15 protein-coding genes are annotated in these 15,760 nt (G+C 69.5%); 10 read left to right on the top strand and 5 right to left on the bottom strand.

Annotation, left to right across the window (positions count from 1 at the left end; translation table 11 throughout):
* Positions 1-59 precede the first annotated feature (59 nt).
* Complete coding sequence (locus G5B31_RS04145; protein WP_165014090.1) at positions 60-1,466, top strand: FAD-binding oxidoreductase; 1,407 nt, start codon at positions 60-62, stop codon at positions 1,464-1,466.
* A gap of 74 nt (positions 1,467-1,540) precedes the next feature.
* Here G5B31_RS04145 and G5B31_RS04140 read toward each other — a convergent pair whose 3' ends face one another.
* Genes G5B31_RS04140 through G5B31_RS04130 form a run of 3 tightly spaced genes read right to left on the bottom strand, consistent with a single transcriptional unit; the run spans position 1,541 to position 3,768 of the window.
* The gene (locus G5B31_RS04140) at positions 1,541-2,335 is read right to left on the bottom strand and encodes a 3-methyl-2-oxobutanoate hydroxymethyltransferase (RefSeq protein WP_165014088.1); all 795 of its coding nucleotides are present in this window, start codon (positions 2,333-2,335) and stop codon (positions 1,541-1,543) included.
* Positions 2,335-2,646, bottom strand: coding sequence for a MocE family 2Fe-2S type ferredoxin (locus G5B31_RS04135; protein ID WP_165014086.1), 312 nt, complete (start codon positions 2,644-2,646; stop codon positions 2,335-2,337). The genes G5B31_RS04140 and G5B31_RS04135 overlap by 1 nt, the downstream gene beginning before the upstream one ends.
* A 9-nt stretch (positions 2,647-2,655) precedes the next feature.
* Positions 2,656-3,768: a fatty acid desaturase family protein gene (locus tag G5B31_RS04130; protein ID WP_165014084.1), complete on the bottom strand. Its 1,113-nt coding sequence runs from the start codon at positions 3,766-3,768 to the stop codon at positions 2,656-2,658.
* Positions 3,769-3,899: 131 nt separating this feature from the next.
* Here G5B31_RS04130 and G5B31_RS04125 point away from each other — a divergent pair, with 131 nt between their 5' ends.
* The 7 genes from G5B31_RS04125 to iolG all read left to right on the top strand — a co-directional run bounded on the left by G5B31_RS04125 (position 3,900) and on the right by iolG (position 10,685).
* The gene (locus G5B31_RS04125) at positions 3,900-4,931 is read left to right on the top strand and encodes a LacI family DNA-binding transcriptional regulator (RefSeq protein WP_165014082.1); all 1,032 of its coding nucleotides are present in this window, start codon (positions 3,900-3,902) and stop codon (positions 4,929-4,931) included.
* A gap of 134 nt (positions 4,932-5,065) precedes the next feature.
* Positions 5,066-5,875 carry a TIM barrel protein gene (locus G5B31_RS04120; protein WP_346763875.1) on the top strand — a complete coding sequence of 270 codons (810 nt, stop codon included), beginning with the start codon at positions 5,066-5,068 and terminating at the stop codon, positions 5,873-5,875.
* Between the two features lie 83 nt (positions 5,876-5,958).
* Positions 5,959-6,897, top strand: coding sequence for a sugar ABC transporter substrate-binding protein (locus G5B31_RS04115; RefSeq protein WP_165014080.1), 939 nt, complete (start codon positions 5,959-5,961; stop codon positions 6,895-6,897).
* A 110-nt stretch (positions 6,898-7,007) separates the two neighbouring features.
* Complete coding sequence (locus G5B31_RS04110) at positions 7,008-8,117, top strand: ABC transporter permease (protein WP_165014078.1); 1,110 nt, start codon at positions 7,008-7,010, stop codon at positions 8,115-8,117.
* A gap of 4 nt (positions 8,118-8,121) precedes the next feature.
* A complete protein-coding gene (locus tag G5B31_RS04105; RefSeq protein WP_165014076.1) occupies positions 8,122-8,883 on the top strand; it encodes an ATP-binding cassette domain-containing protein in 762 nt (253 codons plus the stop codon).
* Positions 8,876-9,658, top strand: coding sequence for an SDR family oxidoreductase (locus G5B31_RS04100; RefSeq protein WP_165014074.1), 783 nt, complete (start codon positions 8,876-8,878; stop codon positions 9,656-9,658). The genes G5B31_RS04105 and G5B31_RS04100 overlap by 8 nt, the downstream gene beginning before the upstream one ends.
* A 22-nt stretch (positions 9,659-9,680) precedes the next feature.
* Positions 9,681-10,685 (top strand): inositol 2-dehydrogenase, encoded by a 1,005-nt coding sequence (gene iolG, locus G5B31_RS04095; RefSeq protein ID WP_165014072.1) that lies wholly within the window; start codon positions 9,681-9,683, stop codon positions 10,683-10,685.
* A 72-nt stretch (positions 10,686-10,757) separates the two neighbouring features.
* Here the strand turns inward: iolG and G5B31_RS04090 are convergent, their stop codons facing one another.
* Both G5B31_RS04090 and G5B31_RS04085 read right to left on the bottom strand, forming a co-directional pair.
* Positions 10,758-12,851 (bottom strand): caspase family protein, encoded by a 2,094-nt coding sequence (locus G5B31_RS04090; RefSeq protein WP_165014070.1) that lies wholly within the window; start codon positions 12,849-12,851, stop codon positions 10,758-10,760.
* Between the two features lie 17 nt (positions 12,852-12,868).
* Positions 12,869-13,456 (bottom strand): hypothetical protein, encoded by a 588-nt coding sequence (locus G5B31_RS04085; protein WP_165014068.1) that lies wholly within the window; start codon positions 13,454-13,456, stop codon positions 12,869-12,871.
* Positions 13,457-13,644: 188 nt separating this feature from the next.
* Between G5B31_RS04085 and G5B31_RS04080 the strand changes: the two genes are divergently transcribed.
* Positions 13,645-15,030, top strand: a complete 1,386-nt coding sequence (locus tag G5B31_RS04080; RefSeq protein WP_240904317.1) for a S1C family serine protease — start codon at positions 13,645-13,647, stop codon at positions 15,028-15,030.
* A gap of 10 nt (positions 15,031-15,040) precedes the next feature.
* Entirely contained in the window at positions 15,041-15,760 is a 720-nt protein-coding gene (locus tag G5B31_RS04075; RefSeq protein WP_165014064.1) for a response regulator transcription factor, read from the top strand.

Raw genomic sequence — 15,760 nt, 5'->3', positions numbered from 1 at the left:
CGTCGGGGTGACGACGAGTGCACGACGTGCTCGAGGAGGGTGCGAGGAAAGGAAGAGGGATGGCGCTTCTGGACGATCTGGCCGCGGTGGTGGGGGCGGGGCAGGTGCTGACCGGGCCCGATGCGGCGCGCTACGCGCGGGACTGGATGGGGCGCTATCACGGCGCGCCGCTGGCGGTGGTGCGGCCGGGCTCCACCGCCGAGGTCTCGGCCTGCGTCCGGCTGGCGGCGGCGGCCGGGGTGCCGGTGGTGCCCATCGGCGGCAACACCGGGCTGGTCGGCGGCACCATGACGGACGGCGGGCTGATGGTCAGCCAGGAGCGGATGAACCGCATCCGCGCGCTGCGCCGCGACGCCCGGCTGGTGGTGGCCGAGGCGGGCGTGGTGCTGCAGCGCATCCACGAGGCGGCCGAGGCGGAGGGCCTTTACTTCCCGCTCTGGTTCGGCGCCCGCGGCTCGGCGATGCTGGGCGGCGCGCTGTCGACCAATGCGGGCGGGTCGAACGTGCTGCGCTACGGATCAACCCGCGGGCTGTGCCTGGGGCTGGAGGTGGTGCTGGCCAACGGGCGGGTGCTGGACCTGATGTCCGAACTGCACAAGGACAATTCCGGCTACGACCTGAAGCAGCTGTTCATCGGCGCCGAGGGGACGCTGGGGATCGTCACCGCGGCGGTGATGAAGCTGGTGCCGAAGCCCCTGGCCCATGCCACCGCCTGCGTCTCGGCCCGGTCCTTGCCGCAGGCTTTGGGCCTGCTGAACCGGATGCAGGAGGCGACGGGCGGCCGGGTCGAGGCCTTCGAGTTCATGCCGCGCAGCTATTCCGAACGGCTGGCCGCGGTGCGGCCCGACCTTGGCCTACCCTTCGCCGCGGTGCCGGAGGTGACGATCCTGATCGAGGCGGCGACCACGGTGGCCGAGGAGGCGGCGCCCGATGCCACGGGCGGGGTGCCGTTGGTCGCGCGGCTGGAGCAGGTGCTGGCGGCGATGCTGGAGGAGGGGCTGATCGAGGATGCGGTGGTGGCGCGGTCCGAGGCGCAGCGGCGGCGGATGTGGGAACGGCGCGAGGCGGCGGCGGAGATCTGCGTCGGGCTGGAGCCCGCGGTGGAATGCGATGTCTGCGTGCCGGTGGACCGGGTGGCCGATTTCCTCGACCGGGCCGAGGCGCGGCTGAAGGCGCTGGACCAGGGCTTCCGCAGCCTGACGGTGGCACATCTCGGCGACGGCAACCTGCATTACAGCGCCTTCCCCAGCCGCGACGATGCGGCGTTGAAGGAGGCGGCGATGGAGGTGGTCGAGGACGTGGTGCAGGAGCTTGGCGGGTCGTTCAGCGCCGAGCATGGCATCGGCCTGTCCAAGCTGTCCTCGATGCGGCGGCGCAAGGACCCGGTGGCGCTGGAGGTGATGCGGGCGGTGAAGGCGGCGCTGGACCCGAAAGGGGTGATGAACCCCGGCAAGGTGGTGCCCTGAGGCCGGCCGCCGGGGGGCCGTCTGCCCCCCGGACCCCCCGAGGATATTTGGGGACAGATGAAAGGCGGGGCGGGTTATTGCCCGTCCAGCCAGTCGCGGAAGCTGTCCACCACGGCGGGGTCGCAATCGACCAGATGCTGCGGGGCGGGGTAGTCGCCCTCGTGCACGTCCCGGGCGAAGCGGGACATCGCGTCGATGCGCAAGGCTTGCAGCCTGTCGTATTCGGCGGCGAAATCGGCGTAGACCTTGGCGTGGCGCGGGACATGGCCGCGGGTCTGCCCGAGCACGTCGTCGCTGAACAGGTATTGCGCATGGCCGCCGCGGCCGGCGCCCATCGAGATCAGGAACAGGCCGGTCTTCTCGGCGATGGCCTGGGTGATCGAATGCGGCACCACCTCGATCTCGGCGGCGAAGGCCCCGGCCTCCTCCAGCGCGCGGCACTGGTTCCAGACCAGCTGCGCGGTTTCCAGCGTCTTGCCCACGGCCTTGAAGCCGCCGGTCCAGGTGCGTTTCGACGGGATCAGCCCGACATGGCCGCAGACCGGCAGGCCGTGGTCGGCCAGCGCCCGCACCGTGGCGAGGCTGCCGGAACAGTAGAAGCCGTCCGCGCCTTGCGCGTAGAGGGGAAACGCCCAGCGGAGGAAATCCTCGGTTCCGCCGATCTCGTAGAAGTTCTGGCCGGGGAAGGCGAAGCAGTCCGGCGCCGCCTCGCGGAAGCGGCGGTCGTGCAGCATGGCGGGCGGGACCGACAGCAGCTCCACCCCGGCGCGGGCGGCGGCCTCGGCCTCTTCGATCGTCTCCACCCGCAGCATGGCGAACTGGTGGCGGCCGCGGGCGTCCATCAGGTCGCGGACGGTAAGCCGGGCCATCAGGGCAGGTCCACCCAGACCTGGCCGGCCTCGACCTTCACCGGATAGATGCGCAGGGCCTCGCAGGCGGGCAGGCGCTTCGCCTCGCCTGTGCGGTAGTCGAACTGGCCGTTGTGCTTGGGGCATTCGACCAGGTGGCCCATGACCAGGCCGTCGCAGAGATGCACGTTTTCATGCGTGCAATGGCCGGCGGTGGCGTAGAACGCGCCCTCGGGCGAATGGTAGAGGGCGAAGCTCTGGCCGGCGTGGTCCCAGCGGATCAGGTCCTCGGGGTCGATGTCGTCGGTCGTGCAGGCGGCGGTCCAGGTCATGTCGTCCTCTTATTCGGCAGGCAGGGCATTCGGGGCGGGCGCGGCCGGGGCCGGGGTACCGGGCGAGATCGCGTGGAATTCCTCGCGGTAGGGCCGGGCGGTCGGCGGCAGCTCGCGCTTCAGGAAATAATCCTCGTAGGCCAGCTGGCGGCGGAAGGCGGGCCACATCTCGCGGAACCCCTCGGCGATGGAGCGGTTGGGCGCCGGCAGGTCGTGCCGGATCGCCTCGTGCAGCTTCGGCAGGGCGTGGAAGGGCACCATCGGGAACATGTGGTGTTCGACATGATAGTTCATGTTCCAGTAGATGAAGCGGCTGATCGGGTTCATGTAGACGGTGCGGCTGTTCAGCCGGTGGTCCACCACGTTGTCGGCCAGCCCGCCGTGCTGCAGGAGCCCGGTCATCACATGATGCCAGGCGCCATACATCCGCGGCAGGCCGATCACCATCAGCGGCAGGATCGAGCCCATCCAGAAAGCCAGCGCCACGGTGGCGGCGTAGATCGACAGATGGATGATCGCCACCCGCTGCACCTTGCCCCATTCGGTCTGCGGCACGAAGGTGCGCTCCTCGGGGTTGGGGCCGAGGAGGGCGTTGTAGACCAGGTTCGGGAAGAACCTGATCACGTCGATCACGCCGAAGAAGTTGAGGACCAGCTTCGCCAGTTCCGGCGGCCGCATCACCGCGATCTCGGGGTCGCGGCCGACGATATAGGTGTCGGTGTGGTGGCGGGCGTGGCTCCAGCGCCAGGTGGCGGAGTTGCGCATGATCATGAAGCTGGCGATCTGGTAGACCGCGTTGTTCATCCAGGGCGTCTTGAAGGCGGTGCCGTGGCTGCATTCGTGCCAGCGCGAATCGGAGGCCGAGCCGTAGAGCGTGCCGTAGACCAGCCAGAACGGCGCCGATGCCCAGGAGGGCCAGAGCCAGATGGCGATGGTCACGCTGACCAGCATGGTGCCGTAAAGGAGGAGGGTGTCGCGGATCGCCGGCGCATCGCTGCGCTGCATCAGGTCCTTCATCACCTTGCGCGGCACTTCGCTGTGATACCATTCGGCCGCGGCAAGTCCGGTCTCGACGGCACGGGCGCCATCGGGGCCCAGCAGGCTGTAATCGCGTTTCGGCATGGCGGCCTCCCTCTCTGCCGGTGAAAATAGAAGATTCGTTCCATTCCGGGCAGGGGCGGACTGGAAAGTCACGTCATGGCGCGTCATCCTTGGCTGGAGGAGATGACGAAGAATCGTCAGAAGGGGGCGGCATGGCGCGGCGACCGGGATTGCGGCAACTGGCGGCGGCGGCGGGGGTCAGCCTCGCCACGGTGGACCGGGCGCTGAACGGGCGGCAGGCGGTGAAGCCCGAGACGCGGGCGCATCTGGCCGAGGTGGCGGCGCGGATCGGCCATCCGGCGGCGGCGCGGCTGGCCGGCGGCGCGGCGCTGCTGCCGGAGGTGACCTTCGGCATCGTGCTGCACAAGCAGGGCCAGGATTTCTACAAGGCCTTCGCCGAGGAACTGCACCGCGCCGTGGCCGCGGCGCCGGGGGTGCGCGGGCGGCTGGTGCTGGAGTTCAGCGTCAGCCAGTCGCCGTCCGACATGGCCGGGCTGCTGCGGCGGATGGCGGGGCGCTGCGACGTGCTGGCGGCGACCGCGGTCAACCACCCCGAGGTGACGGCGGCGGTGGAGGAGCTGCGCAGCCGCGGGCTGGCCTGCTTCTCGCTGCTGTCGGAATTCGCGCCGGGGGCGCGGGCGGGCTATCTGGGGCTGGACAACCTGAAGGTGGGGCGCACCGCCGGCTGGATGATCGGGCTGGCGGCGAAGGCTCCGGGCAAGGTGGCGGTCTTCGTCGGCGGCCACCGCTGGCACGGGCACGAATTGCGCGAGGCGGGCTTCCGGTCTTACCTACGCGAGGCGGCGCCGGGGCTGGAGGTGCTGGAGACCCTGGTCAATCTGGAAACCCGGCAGCTGACCTACGAGGCCACGCTGGCGCTGATCGCCCGCCATACCGACCTGCGCGGCATCTATGTCGCCGGCGGCGGCATGGAGGGCGCCATCGCCGCGGCGCGCGAGGCGGCACGGCCGGGGGATGTGGCGATGGTGGTCTCGGCGCTGACGCCCGAGTCGCGGGCGGGGCTGGCCGAGGGGGTGGTGACGCTGGTCACCGACACGCCGCTGCAGAAGCTCTGCGCCGAACTGGTCGCCCGGATGGCGCGGGTGGCGCTGGAAGGCGCGGCCGCGGCGGGCGAGGGGCAGCATTTCCTGCCGCCCGACCTGCACGTCCGCGAGTCGATCTAGGCCAGATTTGGAATTTTTCAGTTGCCTTGGTGCAAAAATGGAATATCAATTCCATAAGGGGCGCGGGGAGAGCGGCCCGAATCTGTTGTGCCGGGGTCCGTCCGGCCTCACCATCGAAGTCTTCCGGGGGAACCGTGACGCTGCCTTTTGCCCTGAACCACATGACCGCGCCGAACCTCGGCTGGGAGCCCTTCCTGGACCTGGCCCGCGACCTCGGCTGCGTCGGGGTGGAGTTCCGCAACGACCTGAAGACCCCGCTGTTCGGCGGCGCCGATCCGGCGGCGGTGAAGGCTGCGGTCGAGGCGCGGTCCTTGCGCTTCCTGGCGCTGGCCGAGGTGAAGATGTTCAACGACTGGTCCGACGCCAAGGCGGCGGAGGCCGAGGCCCTGATGCGGATCGCCGTGGCGGCAGGGGCCGAGGCGGTCAGCCTGATCCCGCGCAATGACGGCGTGGCGACCGGCCGCGCCGACAGCCGCCGGGTGACCGAGACCGCGCTGCGGGAGATCCTGCCGATGCTGAAGGCGCATGGGCTGAAGGCGATGGTGGAGCCCCTGGGCTTCGCGGTCTGCAGCTTGCGCTACAAGGATGTGCTGGCCGATTGCATCGACGCCGTGGGCGGGGCGGGCACCTATCACATGGTGCACGACACCTTCCACCACGCGCTGGCCGGCTTCGGCCCGATCTTCCCGGAGCTGACCGGGATCGTCCATGTCTCGGGCGTCAGGGACGCGATTTACCTCGACGACATGCGCGATCCGCATCGGGTGCTGGTCGATGGCGACGACCTTCTGGGCAATGTCGCGCAGATCCGGGCGCTGCGGGCCGCCGGCTATGCCGGGCCGGTCAGCTATGAACCCTTCGCGCCGCAGGTGCACGCGCTGGCCGATCCGGCCCCGGCGCTGCGGGCCAGCATGGATTTCATCCGTTCGGGCGTGGAGGCCTGAGCGATGGACTGCCGCGCCGGAACAGGCGCGGTCCGGCAGGGAGAGAGCGGTGTGCCGGACACCGCATGGAGGAGGAGAAGACCATGAAGAAGATCATGCTGGCAGGCGCCGTCTCGCTGCTGGGGACGACCGCGATGGCCGATGGCGTCGGCGTGTCGATGGCGCTGTTCGACGACAACTTCCTGACGGTGCTGCGCAACGGCATCCAGAGCTATGCCGATGCCAACGGCATCCCGGTGCAGATCGAGGATGCGCAGAACGACGTGGCCAAGCAGCTGGATCAGATCAACAACTTCATTGCCTCGGGCGTCGATGCGATCGTGGTGAATCCGGTCGACACCTCGGCCACCCAGGCGATGTCCGATGCCGCGGCGGCGGCGGGCGTGCCGCTGGTCTATGTCAACCGCCAGCCGGTGAACCTGGACAACCTGCCCGACAACCAGGCCTTCGTCGCCTCGAACGAGGTGGACTCGGGCACGCTGGAGACCATCGCGCTGTGCGACAACTGGGCGGCCGAGGGCAAGACCGAGGTCAATGTCTACGTGCTGCAGGGCGAGCTGTCGAACCAGGCGGCGGTGCAGCGGACGCAGGACATCTATGACGTGATCGAGGCCGGCAAGTGCAAGGTCAAGATCAACGTCATCGACCAGCAGACCGCCAACTGGAGCCGCGACCAGGCGCAGAACCTGATGACCAACTGGCTGTCCACCGGGGCGGCTTTCGATGGCGTGATCTCGAACAACGACGAGATGGCGATCGGCGCGATCCAGGCGATGAAGGCGGCGGGGATCGACATGGCGACCGTGCAGGTCGGCGGAGTCGACGCGACGCAGGACGCGCTGGCGGCGATGCAGGCGGGCGACCTGGACGTGACGGTGTTCCAGAACGCCAAGGCGCAGGGTGAGGGCGCGCTGAACGCCGCCGTGGCGCTGTCCAAGGGCGAGGCGGTGGACCAGACCGTCTGGGTGCCGTTCGAGCTGGTGACCCCGGCCAACGTCGCCGACTACCTGGCGAAGAACTGACTTCGGGCAGGGCGGGGCGGCAGCGATGCCGCCCTTCCTCCTTCCGGCCTGCCGGGCACGCGCCCCGGGCCGGGACCGATCAATGATACCGAAGGGGGAGGATTGATCCCGTGACTCAGGCAACGCATGGGCTGGGCGGCCTCAGATACGATCCGGCCAAGCGCAACCGCGCCCCGGAATGGAACGTCCTCGGCGCGCTGGTGCTGATCGTGCTGGTCTTCGAGCTGCTGAACCGGATGAACGGCACCTCGTTCCTGTTCAACATGCGCGACACCGGCGGGCTGTTCAACCAGGCCCGGCTGGACATCATCGTGCTGCAGGTGGCGATCACCGGCATCATCGCGCTCGGCGTGACGCAGGTGATCATCCTCGGCGGCATCGACCTCTCCTCCGGCTCGGTCGTCGGCGCCACGGCGATGATCGTGATGAGCTTCGCGCAAACCGAACTGGTGAACGGCAACCCCAATCCCAAGGCGATCTTCGGGGCATGGGCCATGGACCTGCCGGTGATCGTGCCCATTGCGGTGGGGCTGGCCTGCGGGCTGGCGGCGGGGCTGATCAACGGGCTGCTGGTGGCCTATACCAAGATCCCGCCCTTCATCGCCACGCTGGGGATGATGGTCTCGGCCCGCGGCGTCGCGAAATGGTGGTCGAACGGCCAGCCGGTGTCGTTCCCGACCGAGACCTACGGCAGCCTCGCCAACGGCGACATCCTCGGCACCCTGACCTTCGGCCTGGTCAGCTGGCCCGGGCAGAATCCGGCGGTGGTCTTCGCGGTGCTGGCGCTGCTGTTCCAGATCGCCATGATCCGCACGCTTTACGGCAAGCGCTGCTATGCCATCGGCAGTAACGAGGCTGCTGCGCGGATGTCGGGGATCAATGTCGACCGCCACAAGGTGCTGGTCTATGCCATCGCCGGGATGCTGGCGGCGGTGGCGGCGATCCTTCTCACCTCGAAGAACCTGACCGCGCAGGCGGGCATGGGGGTGATGTATGAACTGGACGCCATCGCCATGGCGGTGATCGGCGGGGTATCGCTGGCCGGGGGCCGCGGCTCGATCATCGGCACCGTGCTGGGGGCGATGATCTTCTCCACCATCATCTCGGGTTTCACCTCGATCCGGCTGGACGCCTACTACCAGGAGATGGTGAAGGGCGCGATCATCGTCGGCGCGGTGGTGCTGGACCAGTGGCGGCAGCGCAAGCGGATGCGGGGGTAGGACGATGGCGAGGGTCATTCTGGAAACGCGCGGCCTGACCAAGCATTACGGCGGGGTCCATGCGCTGGAGGACGCGGATTTCATCCTGCACGAGGGCGAGCATGTCGCCGTGGTCGGCGACAACGGCGCCGGCAAGTCCACCTTCGTCCGTCAGGTCACGGCGGTGGAGCAGCGCTCGGCCGGCGAGATCTTCTTCGACGGCCAGCAGGTCGCATTCTCCGGTCCGCTGGAGGCGCGGGAGGCCGGGATCGAGACGGTGTTCCAGACGCTGGCGCTGGCCGACGATCTGGACGTGCCCTCGAACCTGTTTCTGGGGCGCGAGCTGTTCAGGTGGCGCTTCGGCCCGTTCAGCTGGCTGGACCGCAAGACCATGCGCGACCGCACCATGGAGGCGCTGAAGACCACGGCGGTGAAGATCCCCAATGTCGACAACCCGATCCGCAACATGTCGGGCGGGCAGCGGCAATGCGTCTCCATCGCCCGGACGGCGGCCTTCGCGTCCAAGCTGGTGATCATGGACGAACCCACGGCGGCGCTTGGCGTGCAGGAGACGGCGCAGGTCGAGAACATCATCCGCGGGCTGAAGGAGCGCGGCATCCCGATGATCCTGATCAGCCACAACCTGCGGCAGGTCTTCGATCTGGTGGACCGGATCGTGGTGTTCCGCCGCGGGCGCATCGTCGCCTCGCTGCGGAAGGAAGAGACCGACGGCAACGATATCGTGAGCTACATCACCGGGGTGAAGGGGGGCGAGGTGAATGCCTGACCACCGCGACACCGTGGCGGTGATCGCCGGGGGGACGCAGGGCCTTGGCCTTGCCATCGCCGCGCGGCTGGCGGCCGAGGGCTGCACCCGGCTGGTCATCGCCGGCCGGCGGCGGGCCGAGGGCGAGGCGGCGGCCGAGGGGCTGCGGGCGCAGGGGGCGGAGGCCGTCTTCGTCGCCGCCGACATGGGCGTGGTCGAGGATGCGGTGGCGCTGGTCGACCGTGCGGCCGAACGCTTCGGCCGGGTCACCGCGCTGGTCAACGCCGCGGCGACCACCGAGCGCGGGTCGATCCTCGACTGCTCGCCGCAGGATTTCGACCGGCATATCGCCGTCAACACAAGGGGACCGTTCTTCGCGCTGCAAAGGTTCGCGCAAAGGGCGGTGGCGCAGGGCCATCCGGCGCAGGCGGTGAACATCCTGTCGATGGTGGTCCATTGCGGGCAAAGCTATCTTGCGCCCTATTCGGCCTCGAAGGCGGCGCTGGCGAATGTGACGAAGAACGCGGCGCAGGCGCTGCGCGGCCATCGCATCCGGGTCAACGGCATCAATTGCGGCTGGATGGACACGCCGGGCGAGGATGCGGTGCAGCGCCGCTTCCACGGCGCGCAGGACGGCTGGCTGGAAGCGGCCGAGGCGCGCCAGCCGATGGGAATGCTGGTCAAGCCCGGGCATGTGGCCGGGCTGGCCTCTTGGCTGTTGTCCAGCGACTCGGGGGTGATGACCGGGGCGCTGGTGGATTTCGATCAGAACGTCGCCGGGGCTTATCCCGAATGAGGGGCCCGGAGTAAGGAGCAAGATGACGATCAGATTTGGCCTTCTTGGCGCGGGGCGCATCGGCAAGGTTCACGCCAGGGCGGTGACCGGCGATGCCGATGCGAAGCTGGTGGCGGTGGCCGACGCCTTCCCCGCCGCTGCGCAGGCGATCGCCGGGCAATACGGCTGCGCGGTGCGGTCGATCGACGCGATCGCGGCGGCAGACGACATCGACGCGGTGGTGATCTGCACCCCCACCGACACCCATGCCGACCTGATCGAGCAATTCGTCAGGGCCGGCAAGGCGGTGTTCTGCGAGAAGCCCATCGACCTGAGCCTCGCCCGGGTGAAGCGATGCCTCGATGTGGTGCGCGCCGAGAAGGGCACGCTGATGGTCGGCTTCAACCGCCGCTTCGACCCGCATTTCCGCGCGGTGCGGGCCGAGATCGACCGGGGTTCCATCGGCGAGGTGGAGATGGTGGTGATCACCTCGCGCGATCCCGGCGCGCCGCCGGTGGACTACATCAAACGCTCGGGCGGCATCTTCCGCGACATGACCATCCACGACTTCGACATGGCCCGCTTCCTCTTGGGCGAGGAGGTCGAGGAGGTGGTGGCCACCGCGGCGGTGCTGGTGGACCCGGAGATCGGCAAGGCCGGGGATTTCGATTCGGTGCAGGTGATGCTGCGCACCAAATCCGGCCGGCAGGCGGTGATCTCGAACAGCCGCCGCGCGACCTATGGCTACGACCAGCGGATCGAGGTGCATGGATCGAAGGGCATGGCGGCGGCCGAGAACCAGCGGCCGGTCTCCATCGAGGTGGCGAACGGCTCGGGCTACACCCGCCCGCCGCTGCACGACTTCTTCATGACCCGCTACACCGAGGCCTATGCCGCCGAGATCGCCGCCTTCATCGCGGCCATCGGCGGCAAGGGCAAGGCGGAGCCCTCGGGCGAGGACGGGCTGATCGCGCTGGCGCTGGCCGATGCGGCGGTGAAGTCGGTGGCCGAGAAGCGTGTGGTCAACCTGGCCGAAGTGCTGGCCTGACCTCTCGTCGTTCGACTTCGTCTCCTCCTCGTTTCTCCCCCGAGGAGGGACGAAGTCTCCGACGAGGCCGGTCTATTCCGCCGGCCTCGTCCGCACTTCCATCTGCAGGATCACCGGCACCGGCCCGGTGTCCTCGCCGCCGCCCGACAGCGGCACCGCGCCGCGGGTGGTCTCGCCGAAGCCGGCCTCGGCCAGCAGGCCGCCGATGCTGTCGTCGGGCCGCTCCTCGCCGCCGACCTCGCGCGTCATGTCCAGCGCGTCCTGCGCCAGGAAGCTGAGGTTCTCGACCGGCGTATGCTGCTTGGCCGGGGTGACGACCACGATCATCCGCTCCTGCCCCAGCTTGTCGCCGCCGATGGCGAAGAGCCCGCGCTTCAGTTCGTCCCCCGGCAGCACCCGTTCGGCCGCCCAATGGGTGATGGAATAATCCGCGCCGACGTAAAGCACGTTCACGTCCACCGGCTGGTCGCTGTTGTTCTTCGCCAGCACATGCACCTCGTCCGCCGGCAGGAGCACCGGCACCGGCGAGAACGGCAGCGGCGTCAGCGCCGGGTTCTCGGCGTTGCGGGTCAGCATCTCGACCTCGACATCCAGCCCGCCGCCATCGCCGACCGCCGCGCCCAGCTTCATCAGGTTCAGCGCCCGGGCCATCATCGACAGCGTGTCGCCCAGGGTCAGCGCCAGGTCCTCGGCCGACTTGTCGCCGGAGGATACCGAGGGCGTGGAGGCCAGGTCCTCGGCCAGGCCGGTGGAGGGCAGCACCCAGATCGCATCCGGGCGCGGGCTGTCGGGGATCACCGCCAGCCGCAGGTCGGCCTCGGCGCCGGGCTCCACGAAGACCAGCCGTGGGCCGACCACCTCCTGCAGCACGGCGAGTTCCTCCAGCAGCGCATCGGCGGGGGCCGATCCGGCCGGCGGCAGCGCCACGGTCAGGGTGAAGTCCACCGCGTCGTCCAGCTTGCGCAGCATCAGCCCCTTCGGCAGTTCGGCCGGCAGCGCCTTGCCTTCATGCTCCACCGGCACCGCGGTGGTTGTGAAGGTGTCGGTCTTCGCGACCTTCACATAGCCGAGCGCCGCATCGGTCTCGTCGGCGGCCGAGGCCATCACCGCAAGGATGTCGCCCTCGGAAATGCCGTGCAGTTCGCCGGCCGGGATGGTGAAGCCCTCGCCTTCGGCCGTGGCCTGCCATTGCGTCACCGGCGCGCCGGCATCGCCCGAGAAGGCCACGGCGTCCAGGTCGCCCTCGAACAGCGGCGTCGATTTCGCCAGGTTCTTCACCGCGTATTTGCGCAGCACCTCCTCGGCGATCTGGCCGTAGGTGGCGCCGGGATGTTCGGCGATGGTCTCGAACAGGGTGTAGGTGAAGACGCCATGCGGCTTCCTGTCCGGCTTGCCCTTGGGCAGCTTCTTCTCCGGCGTCACCTCGTTGGTCTGGGCGGCGTAGAAGGCGACGAAGGCGCCGTCGCCGCCGGCGGCCACATCGACCGGCGGCTCTTCCGCGGCGCGCGGGTCCTCGATGCTGCGGCTCAGCACGTCCTCCATCGCCTCGGCATCCATGCCGAGGACCGAGGGGTCCAGCTGCCGCAGCCGCACGTCGTCGTCGCCGGTGTCCACCGCCCGGGTGGCGGTGCCGGAGTGGCAGCTGTCGAACACCACCCAGACATCGGCGCCCTTGGCCCGCAGCGCATCGACCATGGCGCCGATCTCGTCATCGACCAGCGCATTCTCGACATGGCCGACGCTGTCGTTCCACTGACCGATGTCCACCGGCAGGAACAGCTCGTCCAGCCCGTCCAGCTCGTTCGGGTCGTCGGTGGCCGGGGCCTGGGTGCCGTGGCCCGAGAAATGCAGGTAGATGAAATCCCCCGGCTGCGCCTTGGCGGTCAGCTCGGCGAAGGCGGCGCGGATCGCCTCCAGCGTGGCGGGCTCCACCCCCTCCACCCCGTCGGTCAGCATCGTCACATGATCGGCGGCGAAGGGCACCGGCGCCTCGGTCAGCAGGTAGTCGCGCACCATCTCGACATCGTTCTTGGGGCCGTTCAGCCACCAGCGCTCGTCGAGGTTGCGGTATTCGTTGGCGCCGATCAGCAGCGCGTAATTCTCGCGCGCAAGGGCGGGCATCGCGCAGAGGGCCAGGGCCGAGGAGAGGAGGAGCTTGCGGAACATCGGGGAAATCTCCGGGATCAATTGGTCATCAGGGCGTAATCGGCGGGCACGGAGCCGGCATTCTCGATCTTCAGGACGAAGGCGCCGTCCTCGGCCGGGGTCCAGCCGCAATAGGCGATGTGGCTCTGGTCGCCGTCAGTGCAGACGACATGGCCCGCCGCGTCAAGCACCGTCAGGTTCAGGTCGGCGCCGGGGGCGGCCTCGACATAGACCTCGGCATATTCGCCGCCGCGGAAGGGCATCGGCGCCCGGGTCTCGGCCTCGCCCGCCGGCAGGGCGGCGAGGTGGTAGACCGGGCCGGAGGCGACGCCCTTGTCCCTGTCGGCGCGCAGGTCGCCGATCAGCGCCATGAGTGCCGGATCGCCCGCCGCCAGCGCCTCGGCCTCGGCCAGGATCGCGTCGGCGGACAAGGGCAGGTCGGGCGGCAGGCCCGCCTCCTTGCGCAGCTGCGCGGCGGTGATCAGGATCAGCGGGTCGCCCGCCGCCAGTCCGGCGGCATGGACCCGGGCCGACAGTTCGGCGGTCTTCAGCGGGCCGATTCCCTCGGCCCCCGCGGGCAGGGCGGAGAGGGCGAGAAGGGCGACGATCCGGTTCAGGGCAAGCATTTCGGTATCCGTTGGACCTTGGTTGCGGCCGAAGATGAGGCCCGCGGACGGCCCTGTAAACGCACAATTCTTTCATGACCGTCTTTGTCATGTGACCCCGGCGCCGCGGCCCCCTACCTTCCGCTGCATGAGGCAGGACCGGGAACGACCGGCGCCCCGGATGCAATCAATCAGGAACCTGAAACGTGATGCTTTCGAAGACCGATACCCGGCGTGCCAGCCGCAAGGGGCTGTGGCACAGGCTGACGATGGCGGCCCTTCTGGGCCTGATGCTGGCGCTTCCCGCCGCCCGTTCCGCGCTGGCCGAGGCGCCCGCGGCCGCGGCGCTGGACAGCGCGATGGACACGGTGCTGACGGTGCGCAGCGCCGATGCCTCCGACCGCTTCCTCGGCTCCGCCTTCCTCTGGGGCGAGGAGGCCGAGGTCGCCGTCACCAATGCCCATGTGGTGGGCGAGGCCGAGGAGGTCCGCCTGGTCGACCGCCACGGCAACGAGGAGACCGGCCTGGTCATCGCCCGCGACACCCTGCGCGACGTGGCGGTGATCTCGGTCGGTCCGGGCAAGGATGGAAAACCGCGGCGCGGCCTGGTGCCGGCGGCGGACCCTGCCGGGCTTGGCCTCGAGGTCTTTGCTCTGGGGGCACCCCTCGGCGTGGAGTTCACGCTGACCGAGGGGCTGATCTCGGCCGAGGCCCGGCAGGTGGATATCGCCGTGCCGATCCTGATGCTGCAGCACGACGCGGCGGTGAACCCGGGGTCCTCGGGCGGGCCTCTGGTGGATGCGGCGGGGCGGCTGGTCGGCATGAACAGCCAGATCGCCGACGGCAGCCGGATGTTCGTCGGCATCGCCTATGCGATCCCGGCGGGCGATCTGGACCGCATCGTCACCGGCCTGATCGAGGAGACGCTGGCGCCCTTCCCCCAGCTGGGCCTGAAGGCGCGGCCGGTGGACCGCAAGGTCGGCGCCATGCTGGGGCTGGACCCGCAGGGCCTCTTGGTCGACGGCACGGTGAAAGGCGGGCTGGCCGAGGCGGCGGGGCTGAAGGCGGGCGACGTGATCCTTGCGGTGAACGGCGCCGAGATCGCCCGCCCCGGCGACTTCGCCTTCCTGCTGGAGGCGGCGCAGGGGGGCGAGACCGCCGCCCTGACCGTGCTGCGCGACGGGACGGAGCAGGAGATCGCGCTGGCCTTCGCCCTGCCGGAGGCCGAGGAGACCGCCATCGGCATCAAGCTGCGCGACTTCGACGCCAAGGCGCAGCCGGAGCGGGTCGCCAGCTACCGCCTTGCCGCGCTCGGCGTGATCCTAGGCGAGGACGGCCGGGTGAAGGAGATCACCGAGAACTCGCCGGGCCTTTTCGCCGGCCTCGGCCGCGGCGACCGCATCCTGGCGGTGAACGGGGTGGAGATGGACGCCGCCGCGCTGGAGGCGCTGGAACTGACCGAAGCCACGATGCTGCTGGTGCAGGCGCCGGACGGCTCCACCCGCCACATCTTCCTCGATCCCTGGGGCGGGGCAGAGGGCGTCCGCCCGGTCGGCGGCGCGAATGTGCTTGACCCCAGCGTGATCGTGTTCTGATCCTGCGGCCATGACCGAACATACGACAGACCGCATCCTGCCCGATCGTATCCTCATAATCGAGGACGACGCCGAGACCGCCGCCGCCGTGGCCGCGGCGGTCCGCGACCTCGGCTGCACCCCCGTCCACCGCGACACGCTGGACGATGGCGTGGCCGAGGCGGCCTTGGGCGGCTACCGGGTGATCGTGCTGGACCGGATGCTGCCCGGCGGAGACGGGGTGGAGGCGATGGCCCGCATCCGGGCCGGCGGCAGCGGCGCGCTGATCCTGATCCTCTCCGCCCTCGGCCGCGCCGCGCAAAGGGTGGAGGGGCTGGAGAAGGGCGCCGACGACTACCTGCCGAAGCCCTTCGAGCCCGAGGAACTGCGCGCCCGCCTGCGCGCGCTCTTGCGCCGCGGCACGATGCAGGTGCTGGACAACGACCTGATGGCCTTCGGCGATCTGGAAATCCGGCTGAAGGCCCGCACCGTGCATGTCAAGCTGACCCATGTCCCGGTCAGCCCCAAGGAATTCGAGCTGATCACCTATTTCGCCCGCCACTCCGGCCAGACCGTCACCCGGATGCAGCTTCTGGAGAACGTCTGGAACCTGCATTTCGACCCCGGCACCAATGTGGTGGATGTCCATGTCGGCCGGTTGCGCCGCAAGCTGGAGGAAGCCGGGTCCCACGCCATCCAGACCGCCCGGGGCGAGGGCTATGTCTTCGCGCCTCTGCCGGGCGCGGGCTGA

The organism is Rhodobacter sp. SGA-6-6 (genome assembly GCF_011043545.1).
Classification (GTDB): domain Bacteria; phylum Pseudomonadota; class Alphaproteobacteria; order Rhodobacterales; family Rhodobacteraceae; genus Pseudogemmobacter.
Note: the sequence above shows the minus strand (reverse complement) of the source record. Positions and strands in the feature narration are given on the sequence as shown.